The sequence below is a fragment of the Serratia sp. 25CWL12 genome (assembly GCF_055790885.1).
The window spans coordinates 1,061,255-1,077,766 of record NZ_CM147698.1; the positions used below are offsets into that span (position 1 = coordinate 1,061,255).

The following is a 16,512-nucleotide window of genomic DNA, read 5'->3' on the forward strand; positions in this document are numbered from 1 at the left end:
ACTCCGTGGCCATAGGTGTCACGATAGTCACTTTTCTGTTTTGTTTGTTTTAAATGGATCACATTAAAAGAAAAATATTTTATTTCGAAAGTTATAAATAAAAGAAAAGTAAGTTTTAAGCGGTTGACGAGACCGTGCAAGGGAGAGGGGGTTAGAGCATCACCAAGGTTTACCCCGACGATGAACGGTGGAGTTGACTGTTTTTTAAACGTTCAGAGAGCGTGAAGGTGTGGGGCGTTACTTACGAGTATTCAAGTGGCGGGTGAAATCATGGGGATATACTCTTCATACTTCAAGCGGCTTGGGTGTCGCTGCGTCCAGATACTCGACTCTTCCTGCGCCTCGTTCCTAACGGGGCCGCTGCAAGTAGCGTTCAAATCAATGCTAGCCTGCGTGAGATTACCAAGAGCAGACGGTCATTCCCAAGTGAGTTGAGGTGCTGAAGTTGCTGTATCTAGCTTTACACCAGATTGCTAAAAAGTGGACAATGCCACCACGAGATTGGAATCCAGCCGTGACGCCGTTTATGAGCATGTTCGGTGACTATTTTTATTTATAATAAACAGCAGTTTACACAAAAATTTTTATAGTCTCGATTCAACCCCTGAGTAGTATTTTTGGAGATCTGGCGTTTTATGGACAGAGTAAAATCTTTATCGCAGCAAAGTCTCTCTTTGTTGCTGGCTTTTTACATTGGCATTTTCCTGAATATTTCTGTCTTTTATCGCCGTTTTGACTCATTTAGCCAAGGTGTCCAAGGTATAGCATTGGTGTCAGCTATCACAGAAGTGATGGCCATTATTCTGTTTACCTTTTTTGTGATGCGAGTGATCTCCCTCGGTGGGCGGTTGTTTTATCGGGTGATCGCCACTCTGCTGGTATTAATCTCAGTCGCTGCCAGCTATTACATGACTTTTTTCAATGTTGTGATCGGCTATGGCATTGTGATTTCTGTCTTAACTACAGATACAGACCTTTCCAAAGAAGTCATTGGGTTGCATTTTGTTATCTGGATAGTGCTGGTCAGTACCTTGCCTTTGTTACTTATCTGGAAAAATAACCTGCGGTTTACCCTGCTGGAGCAATTCAAGACGCCGGGGCAGCGTATCAAACCGATAGTGTTGATGATAGTTGCGGTCGGGCTGGTTTGGTTGCCTTTACGCTATCTGGATAAAGTACAACGCGCGGATGAACTGTTGAATACCGTGGATTTACCCAGTTACGGTGGTGTAGTTGCTCACTCTTATTTGCCTTCTAACTGGTTGGCTGCATTGGGTTTATACGCTTACACGCAATACGATGAAAAGTATGACGCGGCAACGCTGTATGATCCTGCTGAACACCATACTTATGTCGCGCCAGTTGGCATTGATGAAACCTATGTTGTGTTTATTATCGGTGAAACCACCCGTTGGGATCATATGGGGATGCTGGGATATTCACGCGATACCACCCCGCGCCTGAGTAAAGAGAAGAATTTAGTCGCCTTTCGCGGTACTTCGTGTGATACCTCTACCAAGCTCTCCCTGCGTTGTATGTTTGTACGCGAAGGCGGCACAGAAGATAACCCGCAACGCACTCTGAAAGAGCAAAACGTATTCTCTGTCATGAAATCATTAGGTTTCACCTCTGAGTTATTCGCGATGCAGAGCGAAATATGGTTCTACAACAATGCAAATACTGATAATTACTCATTTCGTGAATTGATTGCTTCTGAGAAACGTAATGATGGTAAACCCGTTGATGACATGCTGTTGGTGGATGAGTTAAAGGAGTCGCTTAGGCGTTATCCGGCGGGTAAACATTTGGTTATTTTGCATACCAAAGGCTCACATTATCTCTATTCCCAACGTTATCCGCGCAGTTATGCCCGTTACCAGCCGGAGTGCATGGGCGTGGATGATTTTTGTAGTAAGCAGCAGTTAATTAATGCGTTTGATAACAGTGTGTTGTATACCGATTCGTTTATCGCAAATGTCATTGACCAAATGCGGGATAAGAAAGCGCTGGTGTTTTATGCCTCAGACCACGGCGAGTCAATTGATGATAACTCCCATTTCCACGGTATCCCGCGTGAAATGGCACCACCAGAGCAATTTCGCGTGCCATTGATGGTATGGGCATCGGATAAGTTTTTGGCGCAACCCGAGCACCTTACTGCCTTTGAACAATTACAGGCCGAGCAGCGGGTGGGGAGAACCCATCGTCATGCTGAATTGTTTGACTCGATCCTCGGTTGTTTAGGCTATACCTCACCCGATGGTGGGATTAATGCGCAAAATAATTGGTGTCAGGCACCCGGCCAGAATACTCAACCTGCAATATGACCCAGCGGGAGCGAAGTTGCGATGTGACGACATTTGGCTTCGACCCGCGAAGCCAAACCGTACCAGTATGTACATTTGAACGATTCTATCGCTGGCTGCCTACAAGCAACTCGAATTATTTAGGAAGTATAAAAATCAATTACCTGTTTCAATAAAACAAAAAGAGGGGGTAGATTACGGATTTATTTAATTTAAATATTTTTAAAGGAAGTAAAAAAGAAAAGGCCAGCCCAAGGGAGATTGGACTGGCTAAGGAGGTGGTTCCTATTATTGCTATGCAAATATTTTCGTTCTTATTTTTAAGCGTGGTGATAATAACCAATTCACTCTCTAATTGATGTGATCTGATTCTAATATTTGCTAAAAAACGCCCCAATGAGGGGCGATTAAAAAGGACATTTATAAAATATAAATATTATCAATTAGTTATGCTATTACTTGTCGGTAAGTTACGGATTAATAATGCATAATTGATGTCGACATCTTCTGGGATCGCCAAATAAACGATATGACCGTTACCGGGTGCGCTCTCGATGGCTTCGCCTTTCTTGTTTTGCATTTTATCCAGTGTGAATACGATGTTCCCGGTTGGCGTCATCATTTCCACACTGTCACCGAGCAAGAATTTATTTTTTACATCGACTTCAGCCCAACCATCACGGCGGACACCGGTAAATTCCCCAACAAATTGCTGACGCTCAGAAATCGAAGCACCATAATCATAATTTTGGTGGCTGTCATGGGTATGGCGGCGCAGGAATCCTTCGGTATAGCCACGGTGTGCTAACCCTTCCAGCGTGGTGAGCAGGCTGGGGTCAAACGGTTTGCCCGCAGCGGCATCATCAATAGCACGGCGATAAACTTGCGCGGTACGGGCACAGTAGTAGAATGATTTGGTGCGGCCTTCTATTTTCAGTGAATGTACCCCTAACTGGGTGAGGCGCTCCACATGCTGAATGGCACGCAAATCTTTTGAATTCATGATATAGGTGCCGTGTTCATCCTCAAATGCACTCATATACTCACCGGGCTTTTGTACCTCAGACAGCATAAATAGCTTATCCGTGGGGGCGCCAACCCCCAGAGTGGGTTCAACTTGTTGAACCGCAATAGGTTCGTGCAGATGCACGATATTGCCGCTATCGTCTTCTTTACCCTCTTCGGTCTTGTACTGCCAACGGCAAGCATTGGTACAGGTGCCCTGATTAGGGTCACGTTTGTTGATATAGCCAGAAAGCAGGCAGCGGCCCGAATAGGCCATACATAATGCGCCATGGACAAAAATTTCAAGTTCCATTTCCGGCACTTGGCTGCGGATCTCGGCAATCTCATCCAGTGATAATTCCCGCGACAGGATAACGCGCGTTAACCCCATCTGTTGCCAGAATTTTACCGTAGCCCAGTTGACGGCATTTGCCTGTACTGAGAGATGGATATCCACTTGCGGGAAGGCTTCACGCACCATCATGATCAAACCCGGGTCAGACATGATCAGCGCATCTGGCCCCATTGCAATCACCGGTTTTAGGTCGCGCAGGAAGGTTTTCAGTTTGGCATTATGTGGGGCGATATTCACCACCACATAGAATTTTTTACCCAGCGCATGGGCTTCATTAATGCCTTGTGCCAGGTTCTCGTGGTTAAATTCGTTATTACGCACTCGCAGGCTGTAGCGTGGCTGGCCAGCATAGACGGCATCAGCACCGTAGGCAAAAGCGTAGCGCATGTTTTTCAGCGTTCCCGCTGGAGAGAGCAGTTCAGGTGTAAACGACCCAGGTATAAACGATTCAGGTGTGGACGATTCAGGTGTGGACATAGTAATGGTTCTCGGTCTGATTTCAGGTCAGCACTGCACCACCGGGTGGTGCAGCAAAAGCAGGGGATTGTAGCGGCACTCTGGTAAGAAATCAGCAACTACCGGCAATAATTCCGCGAGATACTCAAAATAATTCAGGTGGTTTGCAGCGCCCCCGCCAGGGGGAAGGCTCAGGAATAGCCGAGTATTTAGACGTAGCCAACACCACAGCCGCTTGAAGAATAAAGCGGATATCGCTGCTATGCAGTTCACTCGCGTTCATGGTGCATGAACGGCATAAGACTTAAATACTTAAATCGTATACTTCGCTGGAAGGGCCATAAAGCACCGCAGATTGAAGCGCGTCTTGTATTGCAAGTTCAGAACTGTACATCGGGCTGGTACCAATCACCTGCTGATTTTGGGCTTTTAATACAAAATAGGGTTTGTTGTCGTTACTGATTTTTATTTCGAACTGGGCTTTAAGAGGGGAGTTGGTCTGCACCGAAACAATGCCATTTTCTGCGGATGCTTTGCTGGCATATCTTTCACTGGAAAGAATAACCTCACCATTACTGGCTTTAAGCACAAAGTGATACTGCCCGTTACTGGATTTCTTAAGTTCATAGCGACCGTTTGCCATCTTCCTTCTCCTGCTGGTTGCAACAAAACAAGTGAAAGTAAGTGTAGTCAATCGACTGAAAAGGAGCGTTGCATCACAATGGTAATGTGTTACAGCGCACAGAAATAAAAAATTATCTGTTAACCCGCGCTCATTCTAATGAATTATTGGGCACCAGCAAGTGGAACCAAGATGAGCATCTACGGCTGGGGGCTTGAAGATAAAGCCAGGGCATGTCATTAGCCATCATGATAGGCTGCACGGTTCCGCTTCCCAACGGTAGCCCATACCGTATACCGAACGGATAAAGGCTTTCTCACTGTCGATCTGTTCCAGCTTGCGGCGCAGGTTTTTGATATGGCTGTCGGTGGTGCGATCAGTAACCACACGGTAATCATCGTACAGATTATCTAGCAGTTGCTCACGTGAAAATACCTTGCCGGGGTGGCAAGCCAAGGTTTTGAGCAAGCGGAATTCTACCGGGGTCAGATCCAGGATATGCCCCTGATAACTGGCCTGAAAACCGGTTTCATCAATATGTAGCAGGGCGTCAGCTTCCGGAGGGGCCAATGGTCGGTAGCAGCGGCGCAAAATGGTTTTCACCCGGGCAACCACTTCACGGGGGCTGTAGGGTTTGCAGATATAGTCATCCGCTCCGATCTCCAGCCCCAGCAGGCGATCAATCTCTTCAATTTTGGCCGTCACCATGACCACCGGAATATCAGTAAAACGGCGTAACTCGCGGCAGATAGTTAAGCCATCACAACCCGGGAGCATTAAATCCAACAAGATGAGGGCGGGGGGATGTTGATGCACAGCGGGCACCACTTCACTGCCATGGGTCAGCCAGCAGGTGTCATAGCCAGCGGCTTGCAGATAATCCACCAGTAATTGACCCAGTTTGGGTTCATCTTCCACAATCATGATCTGCTGTGGCAGCGTTGTGTTTTCCATTCGGATACCTTGTTATTCACCGGTATAGGGGAGGTCTACTGTAATGCCCACTCCACCGAAAGGCGAGTGTTGTGCATTTATCTTTCCCCCGTGGGCTTCGACAATATTCTGGCAAATGGCAAGTCCTAACCCAGAACCGCCACTGGCACGGTTACGGGAACCTTCCGCGCGGTAAAAACGTTCAAAGATACGCGCCAGTTGTTGATCTCTCATCCCTGGTGCGCTGTCTTGCCAAGACATCCGTACCCACCCTGGCAAGCATTCAATGGTGATCTCCAGTTTGCCGCCCGCATCGGTATAGCGCAGGCTATTTTCCAGCAAGTTGTTGAATAACTGATTAAGGCGGTCTGGATCACCAAACAGCGGGGCCTCGGTGGGCAGATGGGTGATGATTTGCAACTGTTTGGCCTGAAAGCGTTCACGGAAGGCCGCCACGGCGATTTGCACCAAATGCACACCATCGACGGGTAATTTACGGTAGGCAAGGGCACCGCGATCGGAAAGAGAAAGCTGGTATAGGTCATCCACCAGTTTGGTTAGCGTGGATATCTCTGCTTGCAGTGAGCTTAGTGACGCGGGGGTTGGCTGGCGAACACCATCCTGTAATGCTTCCAGTTCCCCACGCAGCACCGCTAATGGGGTGCGTAACTCATGGGAGATATCGGCCATAAATTCCCGCCGCATTTTTTCGTTATTTTCTAATGAGATGGCCAGGTGGTTGAAGTCTTGTGCCAAGCGGCCTAATTCGTCCTGGCTGTTTACGGTGACGCGGGTGCTGAAATCACCCGCAGCCAATTGGTGTGTTCCCGACACCAACCGTTTGACGGGAGCCAACAAGCCACGAGACATCAACCAGGTCACTGCTGCAGCCAGCAAGGTCGAGAGCCCAACGATAAGCCAACTGGTGCGCTGCTGTTGACGATCAAAGTTGATATCTGCATCGCGCGTCATCCGTTCGATGGGCGTGGCGATCACCCAACCGACGATCTGATCGTTGTAACGAATCGGGTAACGGGGGCTATCTTTGGGAATCTGCCCTGAGTGACCGATTAAGCGCTGATACTGACTATCCACGACCCAGAACTGAGTTCGCCAACCTTGTGGTGGCAGGTTGCTACTGTTGTCACTATTTTGCTGAAACGCGCGCATAATCTGGTATACCGATTGATCTTTATTGCGCAGGAATGCCCAACTACCGTGGAGATGATATTGATCTTCCAGGGCGTAACTGAGCAGGGTCAGGCGTTGTTCATTTCCGCGCTTGATGTAGTCGATAAAACCACGTTCAAAGCTGATACGAACGCCCCAATGCATGGTGATCAACACCAACATACAGGTGGCGAAGATCCCCATAAACAGCTTTCCGGTGATGCCAATTTTCATGGTGTCCTCGTTGAGCGGCTGTTCAACTGGCGGTTAACGGTGGTATCGGCGGGCACCCGGGCGAAAGCCAGTGCGGCCAGCGCTATAATCAGTGCCATACAACCATAGCTATAAATAAAGGCTTGGTGGATTTCGGGACTGTTGGCGACCACCTGATGGTGAGCAAAACTGCCCACCAGAATACCTGAAATACTGACGCCCAGGCTCATGGAGAGTTGCATCACCATGGACAGCAGGCTATTGCCACTGCTGGCCAGGCGATTGGGCAGATCTTTCAGGGTCAGGGTATTCATGGCAGAGAAACGTAGAGCGCTGACCATCCCTTGGCAGAAGAGCAATACCGGTAGCAGATAAAACCAGCCAAGCATGGCGATTAACGGCAAACACAAGGTGATGAAGGCCAGCATTAGGGTGGTGGCGATCAGCACATGACGATAACCCAAACGGTTGACGACCCGCACCACAATCCGCTTCATCCCCATACTGCCGATAATCATCGGGATCATCATCAGCCCAGCATGAAAAGGTGAGAACCCCATACCGACCTGGAGAAACAGTGGGGTCATAAAGGGTATCATCCCGCTGCCAATACGCGCCAGCAGGCTACTGTTCAGACCGATTCGATAGGTGGGTGTTTTAAACAGCCGCAGCGGAAACAGCGCCCGACTGTTGCCTTTCGCATGCCACCAGTAGCTCATCAAGGCGACACAACCGCCCACAACCAACATGGCGATAGTGGTGAGGGAAAGCCCCATGCCTTTGTGACCATCAAGCGCCAGCGTCAGGGTAGACATACCGAACGCCAACATCATAAAACCACCAATATCAAAACGGCGAGTTTTCATGCGGTAGTTAGGCATAAATAACAGGGTCGCGATGGCCCCAATGATGCCAACCGGAATGTTGATGAGAAATATCCAGTGCCAACTGGTATATTGCACTAAAAATCCCCCCAGCGTCGGGCCCATTAACGGCCCAATCTGCCCGGGAATAGTGACGAAGGTCATCGCCGCCATATACTGATCCCGGGGGACAATTTTCATCACGGTCAACCGGCCAACGGGCACCATCATCGCACCGCCGATACCTTGTATGACCCGGAACATCACCAGTTCATTCAACGTTTCTGCACGGGCACAGAATAATGAACCCAAGGTGAAGAGTATAATCGCGCTGAACAACACCCATTTGACGCCTACTCTATCTGCCAGCCAACCGCTGGCTGGCAACATCACCGCGACGGTTAGCACATAGGAAACCACCACCGATTGCATGCGCAATGGGTTTTCCCCCAGGCTGGCGGCCATAGAGGGCAGTGCGGTATTGACGATGGTGGTATCCAGCGCCTGCATAAAGAAGCCGAATGCCACAATCCATAGTTGCCATTTTACTGAAGTAGGTTGCTTGGTGTTCATCTCAATGCTCGTCGTATTTCAAACCGCTGCGTTGTTGGCTGCACGAGCGCGCCCCAGTCACATAGTGGACTATGCTCCTGGGGTCTTACTCGTTTGCCGCCTAGCCGCAACTTGAAATTCATAGAGCAATACTCGTTGTCTTTCATCTTGCTGCTGTCTATTAGGCAACCGCTGGTTAATCTGGTAGAGGCGTCAGTTTCTTGCCATGGCGCAATGTCATCTGCAAGCGATCAAAGTACAGATAAATCACCGGTATGGTATAGAGCGTCAGTAATTGGCTCATCACTAAACCACCCACGATGGTGATGCCCAGGGGCTGGCGTAATTCAGCCCCATCGCCGCTGGCGAGTACCAGGGGTAATGCGCCAAACAGCGCGGCCAGGGTGGTCATCATAATCGGCCGGAAACGTATCAAACTGGCCTGGAAAATCGCTTGTCGTGCGTCGACGCCCTCCTTACGTTGGGCGGTCAGTGCAAAATCCACCATCATAATGGCATTCTTCTTCACTATGCCAATCAGCAACATAATACCGATTAAGGCAATCAGGCTGAACGGCGCTCCAAACAGTTCTAATGCCAACAAGGCACCGACCCCGGCGGAGGGTAAAGTAGAGAGAATCGTCAACGGATGAATATAGCTTTCATACAGCATCCCCAGCACGATATATACCGTCGCAATGGCGGCGAAGAGCAGGAACAGTTGTGAACTCAAGGTCTGCTGAAACAGTTGCGCGGTGCCGGCAAAAGTACCCCGAATAGTCGGCGGGACCCCAAGCTGCGTCATGGTGCGCTCGATAGCGGTTGTCGCCTCTAACAGGTTCCCGCCCTCAGGCAGGTTGAACGAGATGGTGGAAGCTGCCGACAACCCTTGATGATTTACCGCCAGCGGTGAATTAGCGGGCCGCCACTTGGCGAAGTAAGAAAGAGGGATCGCCTGGCCGCTATTGTTAATCACAAACATTTTTTCCAGCGCACTGACATCCTGGGTGTAAGGCGGCGCAACTTCCATCACCACCTTGTATTGGTTTAAGGGTTGATAAATGGTGGAAATCTGGCGCTGGCCGAAAGCGTTGTTCAACAAGTTGTTTGCATCGCTGATGGATATGCCTAACCGCGACATGGTTTCGCGATCATATGTCAGGTCCATTTCTGACCCTTTATCCTGTTGATCAGAGTTGATATCGGCCAGTTCTGGCAGGGCAGCGAGGGCAGTACGTACTTTAGGCTCCCATTGGCGCAGCTCACCAAGGTCATCTGCCAGCAAGGTATACTGGTAGCTGGCGTTAGACTGCCGCCCACCAGTACGAATATCCTGTACTGCCATTAAAAACAGACTGGCCCCTGGCTCTTTTGCCAGTTTGGCTCGTAAGCGGGCGATCACCTGTTGTGCGGTGTCACTGCGTTCTGACAGCGGTTTAAGGGAAATAAACATTGAACCGCTGTTGGTTCGGGCACCACCGGTGAAGCCTGTGACGTTATCCACATCTTTGTCATCGCGCACAATTTTCATAAAATCCTGCAACTTAAGACGCATCGCCTGAAACGAGATACTCTGGTCTGCCTGGATGTTGCCTATCAAACGGCCCGTATCCTGTTCAGGGAAAAAGGTCTTCGGGATATTGATATAGAGCCAGATATTAAGGGCGATAGTGGCCAGAAAGAGCACCAGCACCCAGCGTGAATGACCCAGTACCCAGTTGAGCGAACGGCCATAACCCTGTTGCAAAGCAATTAATAGGCGGCCAAAACCCCTTGCTCGCCGTGGTTCGCGCTGAGGTTGATAGCGTAGTAGGTAGGCACACATCATCGGGGTTAAGGTCAGTGATATCAGTAGCGAAATACCGATAGATACCGACAGGGTTACGGCAAATTCGCGGAATAGCCTGCCGGGTAGCCCCCCCATAAACAGCAACGGAATAAACACCGCTACCAGCGAGATGCTCATGGAAAGCACGGTAAAACCCACCTCGCGCACCCCTTGCAATGCGGCGTTAAAGGGCTTCATACCGGCTTCAATATGGCGCGAGATATTTTCCAGAACCACGATGGCATCATCCACCACAAAACCGGTGGCGATAGTCAGTGCCATCAGTGACAGGTTGTTTAAACTGAAACCACACAGATACATGGCAGCGAAGGTGCCAATTAATGAGACCGGCACAGCGACGGCGGGGATCAGGGTAGCGCGCCCCGAACGCAGGAAAATAAACACCACCAGGATCACCAGGCCAATGGCAATCACCAAGGCTCGTTCTACTTCAGCCAGCGAGGCGCGGATGGTGGGGGAGCGATCTTGAGCAATATCCAGTTTAATCGAAGCCGGAATATTTTCGCGCAATGCGGGCAGTTCAGCACGGATACGATCTACGGTTTCAATAATATTGGCATCGGGCGAGCGGGTCACCGTGAGGATAATGGCGGGTTGGGCGTTAGTCATCCCGGCGTTGCGCACATCCTGTACCGAATCGATAACGTTAGCCACATCGCTCAGGCGTACTGCTGCACCATTGGCATAATGGATCACCAGCGGTTGATAAGCGGCGGCAGTTTTTAGCTCATCATTGGCCTGAATTTGCCAGCGTTGCTGTTGAGCATCCACTGCTCCCTGTGGGCGGCGCACATTGGCATTAGCGATGGTATTTCGCACCGAATCCAGGGAGATTCCCTGGTTGAATAGCGCGCCGGGGTTGAGTTCAACGCGCACTGCCGGTAAGGAACTGCCGCCCACTGACACATCACCCACCCCTTCGGTCTGGGCAATTTTTTGTGCTAATTTCGTCGAGGCGAAGTCATAAAGTTGCCCTTGGTTGTAAGTATCCGACGTGAGCGTCAGGATCATGATGGGGGCATCGGACGGGTTTATTTTACGGTAAGTGGGTCGGCTTGGCATACCGCTAGGTAACAGGCTTTGCGCAGCATTAATTGCCGCTTGCACGTCACGGGCGGCACCATTGATATCGCGGTCGAGGTCGAACTGCAAAATCACCCGGGTACTACCCAGTGAACTCATTGAGGTCATTTCATTGACCCCGGCAATACGGCTCAGCGCTCGCTCCAGTGGGGTGGCCACTGAGGTGGCCATGGTTTCCGGGTCGGCGCCGGGTAAGCTGGCGCTCACTGAGATCACCGGCAAATCTATTTGTGGTAACGGTGCGACGGGCAACAGCCGGAAACCCAGTACGCCAGCGAGAGTGATAGCCAGCGTCAGTAAGGTGGTTGCCACCGGCCGGTGAATAAACAGGGCGAAGAATTTCACGATAACTCCTGCGTATCCACTGGCTGGCGGGTGTTACGTGCCAACTTATCAAACAGCAGGTAGATCACCGGGGTGGTAAACAGGGTCAGGAGTTGACTCATAATTAGCCCGCCCACCATACAAACCCCCAGTGGGCGGCGCAGCTCTGCCCCAACACCGGTGCTGAGCATCAGTGGTAATGCCCCCAGCAAGGCCGCCAAGGTGGTCATCAGAATGGGGCGGAAACGCAGTAAGCAGGCTTGATAGATGGCATCATAGGGCGTCATCCCTTGCTCACGTTCCGCCGCCAGCGCGAAGTCAATCATCATGATGGCGTTCTTTTTCACGATACCGATCAACAGAATGATGCCGATAATGGCAATCACATCCAGCTCATTCCCGGACACCATCAGTGCCAGCAACGCCCCCACCCCGGCAGTGGGCAGGGTAGAGAGAATGGTGATCGGGTGAATAAAGCTCTCATACAGCACACCTAACACGATATACATCGCCACCACCGCCGCCAGAATCAGCCAGAGTGTGCTGCCCAGTGCCGCCTGGAATGCCAGGGTCGCCCCTTGAAACTGGGTGGTGATCTCCCTGGGTAAATTGAGGTTTTTCTCAGCCAAGGTAATGGCCGCTACCGCTTCACCTAATGAGTAACGACCCGCGACGTTAAACGAGATAGTGGCTGACGGAAACTGGTCAAGATGGTTGATAGACAGTGGCCCGAAGCGTTCTTCTATTTTGGCAATGCTGTTCAAGGGGACGATGGCCCCATTGCTGCTGGTCAGGCGGATATCATTTAATGCCGCCAACCCCGGCGTACTACTGACATCGTGTTCCAGAACCACCCGATACTGATTAGCCTGGGTATAAATGGTGGAGATCAGCCGTTGGCCAAAGGCGTTATAGAGTGCGTTGTCCACATCGCTCATGGTAATGCCCAGGCGCGAGGCCGAGTCACGATCAACATTCACATAAGCTACTAGCCCTTGGTTTTGCCAGTTACTGGTGACATCAGTCAGTTGCGGGGCCAACTGTAACTGTGCCATCAATTTGGGGACCCACTGGTTCAGTTCATCCAGTGAGGTGGCTTGCAAGGTGAATTGGTATTGCGTGCGGCTTACCTGGGTGTCGATAGTCAGGTCTTGTACTGGTTGTAGATAGAGCGTAACGCCAGGACGTTGTGCCATTCGTTGTTGCAGACGGGTAATGATGGCAGGAATGCGTTCACTCCGTTCACTCAACGGTTTGAGATTGATTTGCAAACGACCGCTGTTCAAGGTCGCGTTACTGCCATCGATACCAACAAAGGAAGTCAGGCTCTCTACCGCAGGGTCTTTCAGGATCTCGGCAGCCACCTGTTGCTGGCGTTCAGCCATATTACTGAACGACACGCTTTGCGGGGCTTCCAGCGTCCCTTGAATGATGCCGTTATCCTGTACCGGGAAGAACCCTTTGGGGATCAACAGATAGAGTAAAACCGTCAATACCAGGGTGCTGAGTGCCACCCCGAGGGTGAGCCAAGGGTGATTCAGCACGACTTTTAGCCACACACCGTAGCGGGCGATGACCCGTTCAAAAAAACGTTCAGAAGCGCGGGAGAAACGGTTTTGTTTGCGCAATGATTCATGGCTGAGCATGCGTGCGCACATCATCGGCGTTAACGTCAGTGACACTACTGCAGAAATCAGGATCGCCACCGCCAGTGTTACGGCAAACTCACGGAACAGGCGGCCCACGATATCCCCCATAAACAACAGCGGGATCAACACCGCCACCAGGGAAAAGGTTAAGGAAATAATGGTAAAGCCGATCTCTCCGGCCCCTTTTAGCGCCGCATCAAGGGGCTTTTCGCCTTTTTCGATATAGCGTGAAATGTTTTCGATCACCACGATGGCATCATCCACCACAAAACCAGTGGCAATGGTCAGTGCCATCAAGGTCAGGTTGTTGATGGAAAAACCGAGGAAATGCATGGCAGCAAAGGTCCCCACCAGAGAAAGGGGCACCGCGATGCTGGGAATGATGGTGGCAGGAATATTGCGCAGAAAGACGTAGATCACCATGATAACCAGGGCGACCGCCAAGAATAACTCAAACTGCACGTCACTGACTGAAGCCCGGATAGTGGTGGTGCGATCCGTCAGTACCTTAACATCCACCGATTTCGGCAGGCTTTTGATCAACTCCGGCAACATGCTACGGATGCTGTCGGCGGTGGTCAGTACGTTCACCCCGGGTTGCCGCTGAATATTCAGCACAATAGCGGGTACTTGATTGGCCCAGGCCGCCAGGCGGTTATTCTCTGCTCCTTGTTCGATGGTGGCGATATCCTGCAGACGAATAGCGGCACCATTCTTATAGGCGACAATCAGTTGTTGATAGTCGGCTACCGTTTTCATCTGATCGTTGGCGGATAAGGTGACTGAACGGGTTGGGCCATCGAGGCTGCCTTTGGCGGAGTTGACGTTAGCATTGCCGATGAGGGTGCGGATGGTGTCACTACTTAGCCCATAAGTGGCGACGGCGTTGGGGTTGAGTTTGACCCGTACCGCTGGGCGCTGGCCGCCGGAAAGCGTGACCAACCCGACACCGCTCACTTGCGATATCTTTTGTGCAATCCGCGTTTCCACCATGTCCTGCACCTGGGGCATGGGGAGGGCGCTGGCGGTCACTGCTAAAGTGAGGATCGGCGGATCCGCCGGGTTGACCTTGCTGTAAATCGGTGGGTAAGGCAGGTCATTGGGTAACAGATTGCTGGCGGCATTAATGGCTGCCTGCACTTCCTGCTCAGCGATATCCAGCGGTAGTTCAAGCTGAAATTGCAATGTAATGACTGAGGCACCACCGGAACTTTGTGACGCCATCTGCTTGAGCCCCGACATCTGCCCAAACTGCCGTTCCAAGGGGGCGGTGATGGCAGAAGTCACTACATCCGGGCTGGCTCCGGGGTAGAGCGTCACGATTTGAATGGTGGGGTAGTCCACTTCGGGCAGGGATGACACCGGCAAGAAACGATAACCGATAATACCCGCCAGCATGATCGCCACCATAAACAGTGTGGTGGCGACCGGGCGCAGGATAAACAGGCGGGAAGGCCCGCCTGCTGAATGAGGCGAGATTGGCTGCATCAGGGTTTACCTTGCGCTTTACCGTGCTGTTGCGGGTGGGGGGCGGTTGAAGCGGACGCTTGCTGTGGCATCACCACTTCGACTTGCATCCCTTCGCTCAGACGATCAATACCGTCAGTCACCACGCGTTCACCTACCTTGACCCCATCAGTGATCACCACTTGCTGTTTGTCTTGTATACTTGCCGTGACGCGATGCTTACTGACTTTATTCTCTTCACCCAGTATCCAAACGAAATGGCCTTCATTACCCATTTGCAGTGCTGCGGTGGGGATCACCACCGCGTTATGCAGGGTATCTACCTGCAGCCTGGCATTAACAAACTGGTTCGGAAACAGTGCGTCATCTTGGTTATCAAAGCGCGCTTTCAGTTTGATGGTGCCGGTGGCGGTATCAATCTGGTTATCCAGGCTTAATAGCCAGCCGCTGGCCAACTGCTGCTGATTGGTGCGGTCCCAGGCTTCAACGCTCACCGGGCCCGCTTTCTGTGCTTTGACTAAATCCGCGATATCGCTTTCTGGCAGTGTGAACACCACATCAATCGGATGCGTTTGCGTAATCACCACGATGTTGGTGCTGTTACCGCTGGCAATATAGTTACCTACATCCACCTGCTTGAGGCCAACGCGGCCATCAATCGGTGCGGTAATCTGGCTATAGGTGATTTGCAGTTTGGCACTGTCCACCGCCCCTTGACCAGCCTTGATGGCCCCTTCGCTCTGGCGCACCAGCGAGAGTTGGGTGTCCAGATCCTGGCGCGATATCAGGTTGTTTTTGATCAACTGCTGGTAGCGGGCCAAATCCTGTTTGGCATTTGCCAAGGTTGCCTGATCTTTGGCCAGTTGCCCCAAGGCTTGGGTCAATTGCACCTGGTATGGGCGCGGGTCAATCTCAACCAGTAAATCACCGGCTTTCACTTGCTGCCCCTCAGTGAAGTGAATAGCCATCAGTTGGCCGTCAACCCGGCTGGTGACGGTAACGGTATTGGCCGCGGTGGCGGTACCTAACCCAGAGAGAAAGCGTGGCATGGTTTGCTGTGTCGCAGTGGCGGCCTGCACCGGCGGCATGGGAGCACTACGCCTGCCACCGCTTCTACCACTGGCACCCTGTGGGCCAGCACTTGGTGCGCTATCGGCAGTCTGTCGGGCTGGGCTCGGTGAAGATGGGTTCTGTGACGCAGAATTTGGTGAGGAATAGTAGTGACGCCAGATAAAGACGGCGGCAATAACCACGATAACAATCACTGACAGGTGCTTGAGGTTTACTTTCATGGTGTAGAACACTCTCTCCCGGGGCAGGCGTACAGGCAATCATTTGCCAGCAATGATAATGCTTACATCATACTAGTTTAGCCAGAGGTTGCCGCTGAAGAATGAAGGAAATATGGAGGAATTATCAGCTAGCTAGCCAAGGTTCGGAAAATTGCAATGAGAATTATTTTACCAACGCCAGTGGGGTGCTTGCTTTTTAACAGCACCGAACTAGGCTTTAAGTATCCTGTGATCATTCAAGCTGCCAGAGTATTGGCTGTGAGCAATGTCCCAACCACGTAGCAGGCTATCTTTTGGGTGCTTAATTAGTTTTCATTTTACCGTTTGGCGGTAACTTGAATGGGGTTGAGTACCGAGTTTTTCAAGCCTACAG

Annotated in this window: 9 protein-coding genes and 1 pseudogene; 2 read left to right on the forward strand and 8 right to left on the reverse strand. The window is 51.1% G+C overall.

Features of this window, described 5'->3' with window-relative positions:
* Positions 1–377: 377 nt before the first annotated feature.
* Together ACX9GV_RS04720 and eptB are read left to right on the forward strand one after the other, a co-directional pair.
* A pseudogene (locus ACX9GV_RS04720) lies at positions 378–559 on the forward strand (IS256 family transposase); the annotation flags it as partial.
* A gap of 76 nt (positions 560–635) precedes the next feature.
* Entirely contained in the window at positions 636–2,327 is a 1,692-nt protein-coding gene (eptB, locus tag ACX9GV_RS04725; protein WP_473197232.1) for a kdo(2)-lipid A phosphoethanolamine 7''-transferase, read from the forward strand.
* A 418-nt stretch (positions 2,328–2,745) separates the two neighbouring features.
* Here the strand turns inward: eptB and trhP are convergent, their stop codons facing one another.
* The 8 genes from trhP to ACX9GV_RS04765 form a co-directional block, all read right to left on the reverse strand.
* Positions 2,746–4,143 (reverse strand): prephenate-dependent tRNA uridine(34) hydroxylase TrhP, encoded by a 1,398-nt coding sequence (gene trhP / locus ACX9GV_RS04730; protein WP_473197233.1) that lies wholly within the window; start codon positions 4,141–4,143, stop codon positions 2,746–2,748.
* A gap of 283 nt (positions 4,144–4,426) precedes the next feature.
* Entirely contained in the window at positions 4,427–4,765 is a 339-nt protein-coding gene (locus ACX9GV_RS04735) for a YegP family protein (protein WP_023492643.1), read from the reverse strand.
* Positions 4,766–4,990: 225 nt separating this feature from the next.
* Positions 4,991–5,698, reverse strand: a complete 708-nt coding sequence (gene baeR, locus ACX9GV_RS04740) for an envelope stress response regulator BaeR (protein WP_473197234.1) — start codon at positions 5,696–5,698, stop codon at positions 4,991–4,993.
* A 12-nt stretch (positions 5,699–5,710) separates the two neighbouring features.
* The gene (gene baeS, locus ACX9GV_RS04745) at positions 5,711–7,081 is read right to left on the reverse strand and encodes an envelope stress sensor histidine kinase BaeS (RefSeq protein ID WP_473197235.1); all 1,371 of its coding nucleotides are present in this window, start codon (positions 7,079–7,081) and stop codon (positions 5,711–5,713) included.
* Complete coding sequence (mdtD, locus tag ACX9GV_RS04750) at positions 7,078–8,496, reverse strand: multidrug transporter subunit MdtD (protein WP_473197236.1); 1,419 nt, start codon at positions 8,494–8,496, stop codon at positions 7,078–7,080. The genes baeS and mdtD overlap by 4 nt, the downstream gene beginning before the upstream one ends.
* A gap of 175 nt (positions 8,497–8,671) precedes the next feature.
* The gene (gene mdtC / locus ACX9GV_RS04755; protein ID WP_023492647.1) at positions 8,672–11,752 is read right to left on the reverse strand and encodes a multidrug efflux RND transporter permease subunit MdtC; all 3,081 of its coding nucleotides are present in this window, start codon (positions 11,750–11,752) and stop codon (positions 8,672–8,674) included.
* Positions 11,749–14,868, reverse strand: a complete 3,120-nt coding sequence (locus ACX9GV_RS04760) for an MdtB/MuxB family multidrug efflux RND transporter permease subunit (RefSeq protein WP_473197237.1) — start codon at positions 14,866–14,868, stop codon at positions 11,749–11,751. The genes mdtC and ACX9GV_RS04760 overlap by 4 nt, the downstream gene beginning before the upstream one ends.
* Positions 14,868–16,139, reverse strand: coding sequence for an MdtA/MuxA family multidrug efflux RND transporter periplasmic adaptor subunit (locus tag ACX9GV_RS04765; RefSeq protein ID WP_473197238.1), 1,272 nt, complete (start codon positions 16,137–16,139; stop codon positions 14,868–14,870). Before ACX9GV_RS04765 ends, ACX9GV_RS04760 begins: the two co-directional genes overlap by 1 nt.
* Positions 16,140–16,512: the final 373 nt, after the last annotated feature.

Coding starts and splice junctions, on each gene's coding strand:
- eptB (WP_473197232.1), top strand. CDS start 636: ATGGACAGAGTAAAATCTTTATCGCAGCAAAGTCTCTCTTTGTTGCTG.
- baeS (WP_473197235.1), bottom strand. CDS start 7,081: ATGAAAATTGGCATCACCGGAAAGCTGTTTATGGGGATCTTCGCCACC.
- mdtD (WP_473197236.1), bottom strand. CDS start 8,496: ATGAACACCAAGCAACCTACTTCAGTAAAATGGCAACTATGGATTGTG.
- ACX9GV_RS04735 (WP_023492643.1), bottom strand. CDS start 4,765: ATGGCAAACGGTCGCTATGAACTTAAGAAATCCAGTAACGGGCAGTAT.
- trhP (WP_473197233.1), bottom strand. CDS start 4,143: ATGTCCACACCTGAATCGTCCACACCTGAATCGTTTATACCTGGGTCG.
- baeR (WP_473197234.1), bottom strand. CDS start 5,698: ATGGAAAACACAACGCTGCCACAGCAGATCATGATTGTGGAAGATGAA.
- ACX9GV_RS04760 (WP_473197237.1), bottom strand. CDS start 14,868: ATGCAGCCAATCTCGCCTCATTCAGCAGGCGGGCCTTCCCGCCTGTTT.
- ACX9GV_RS04765 (WP_473197238.1), bottom strand. CDS start 16,139: ATGAAAGTAAACCTCAAGCACCTGTCAGTGATTGTTATCGTGGTTATT.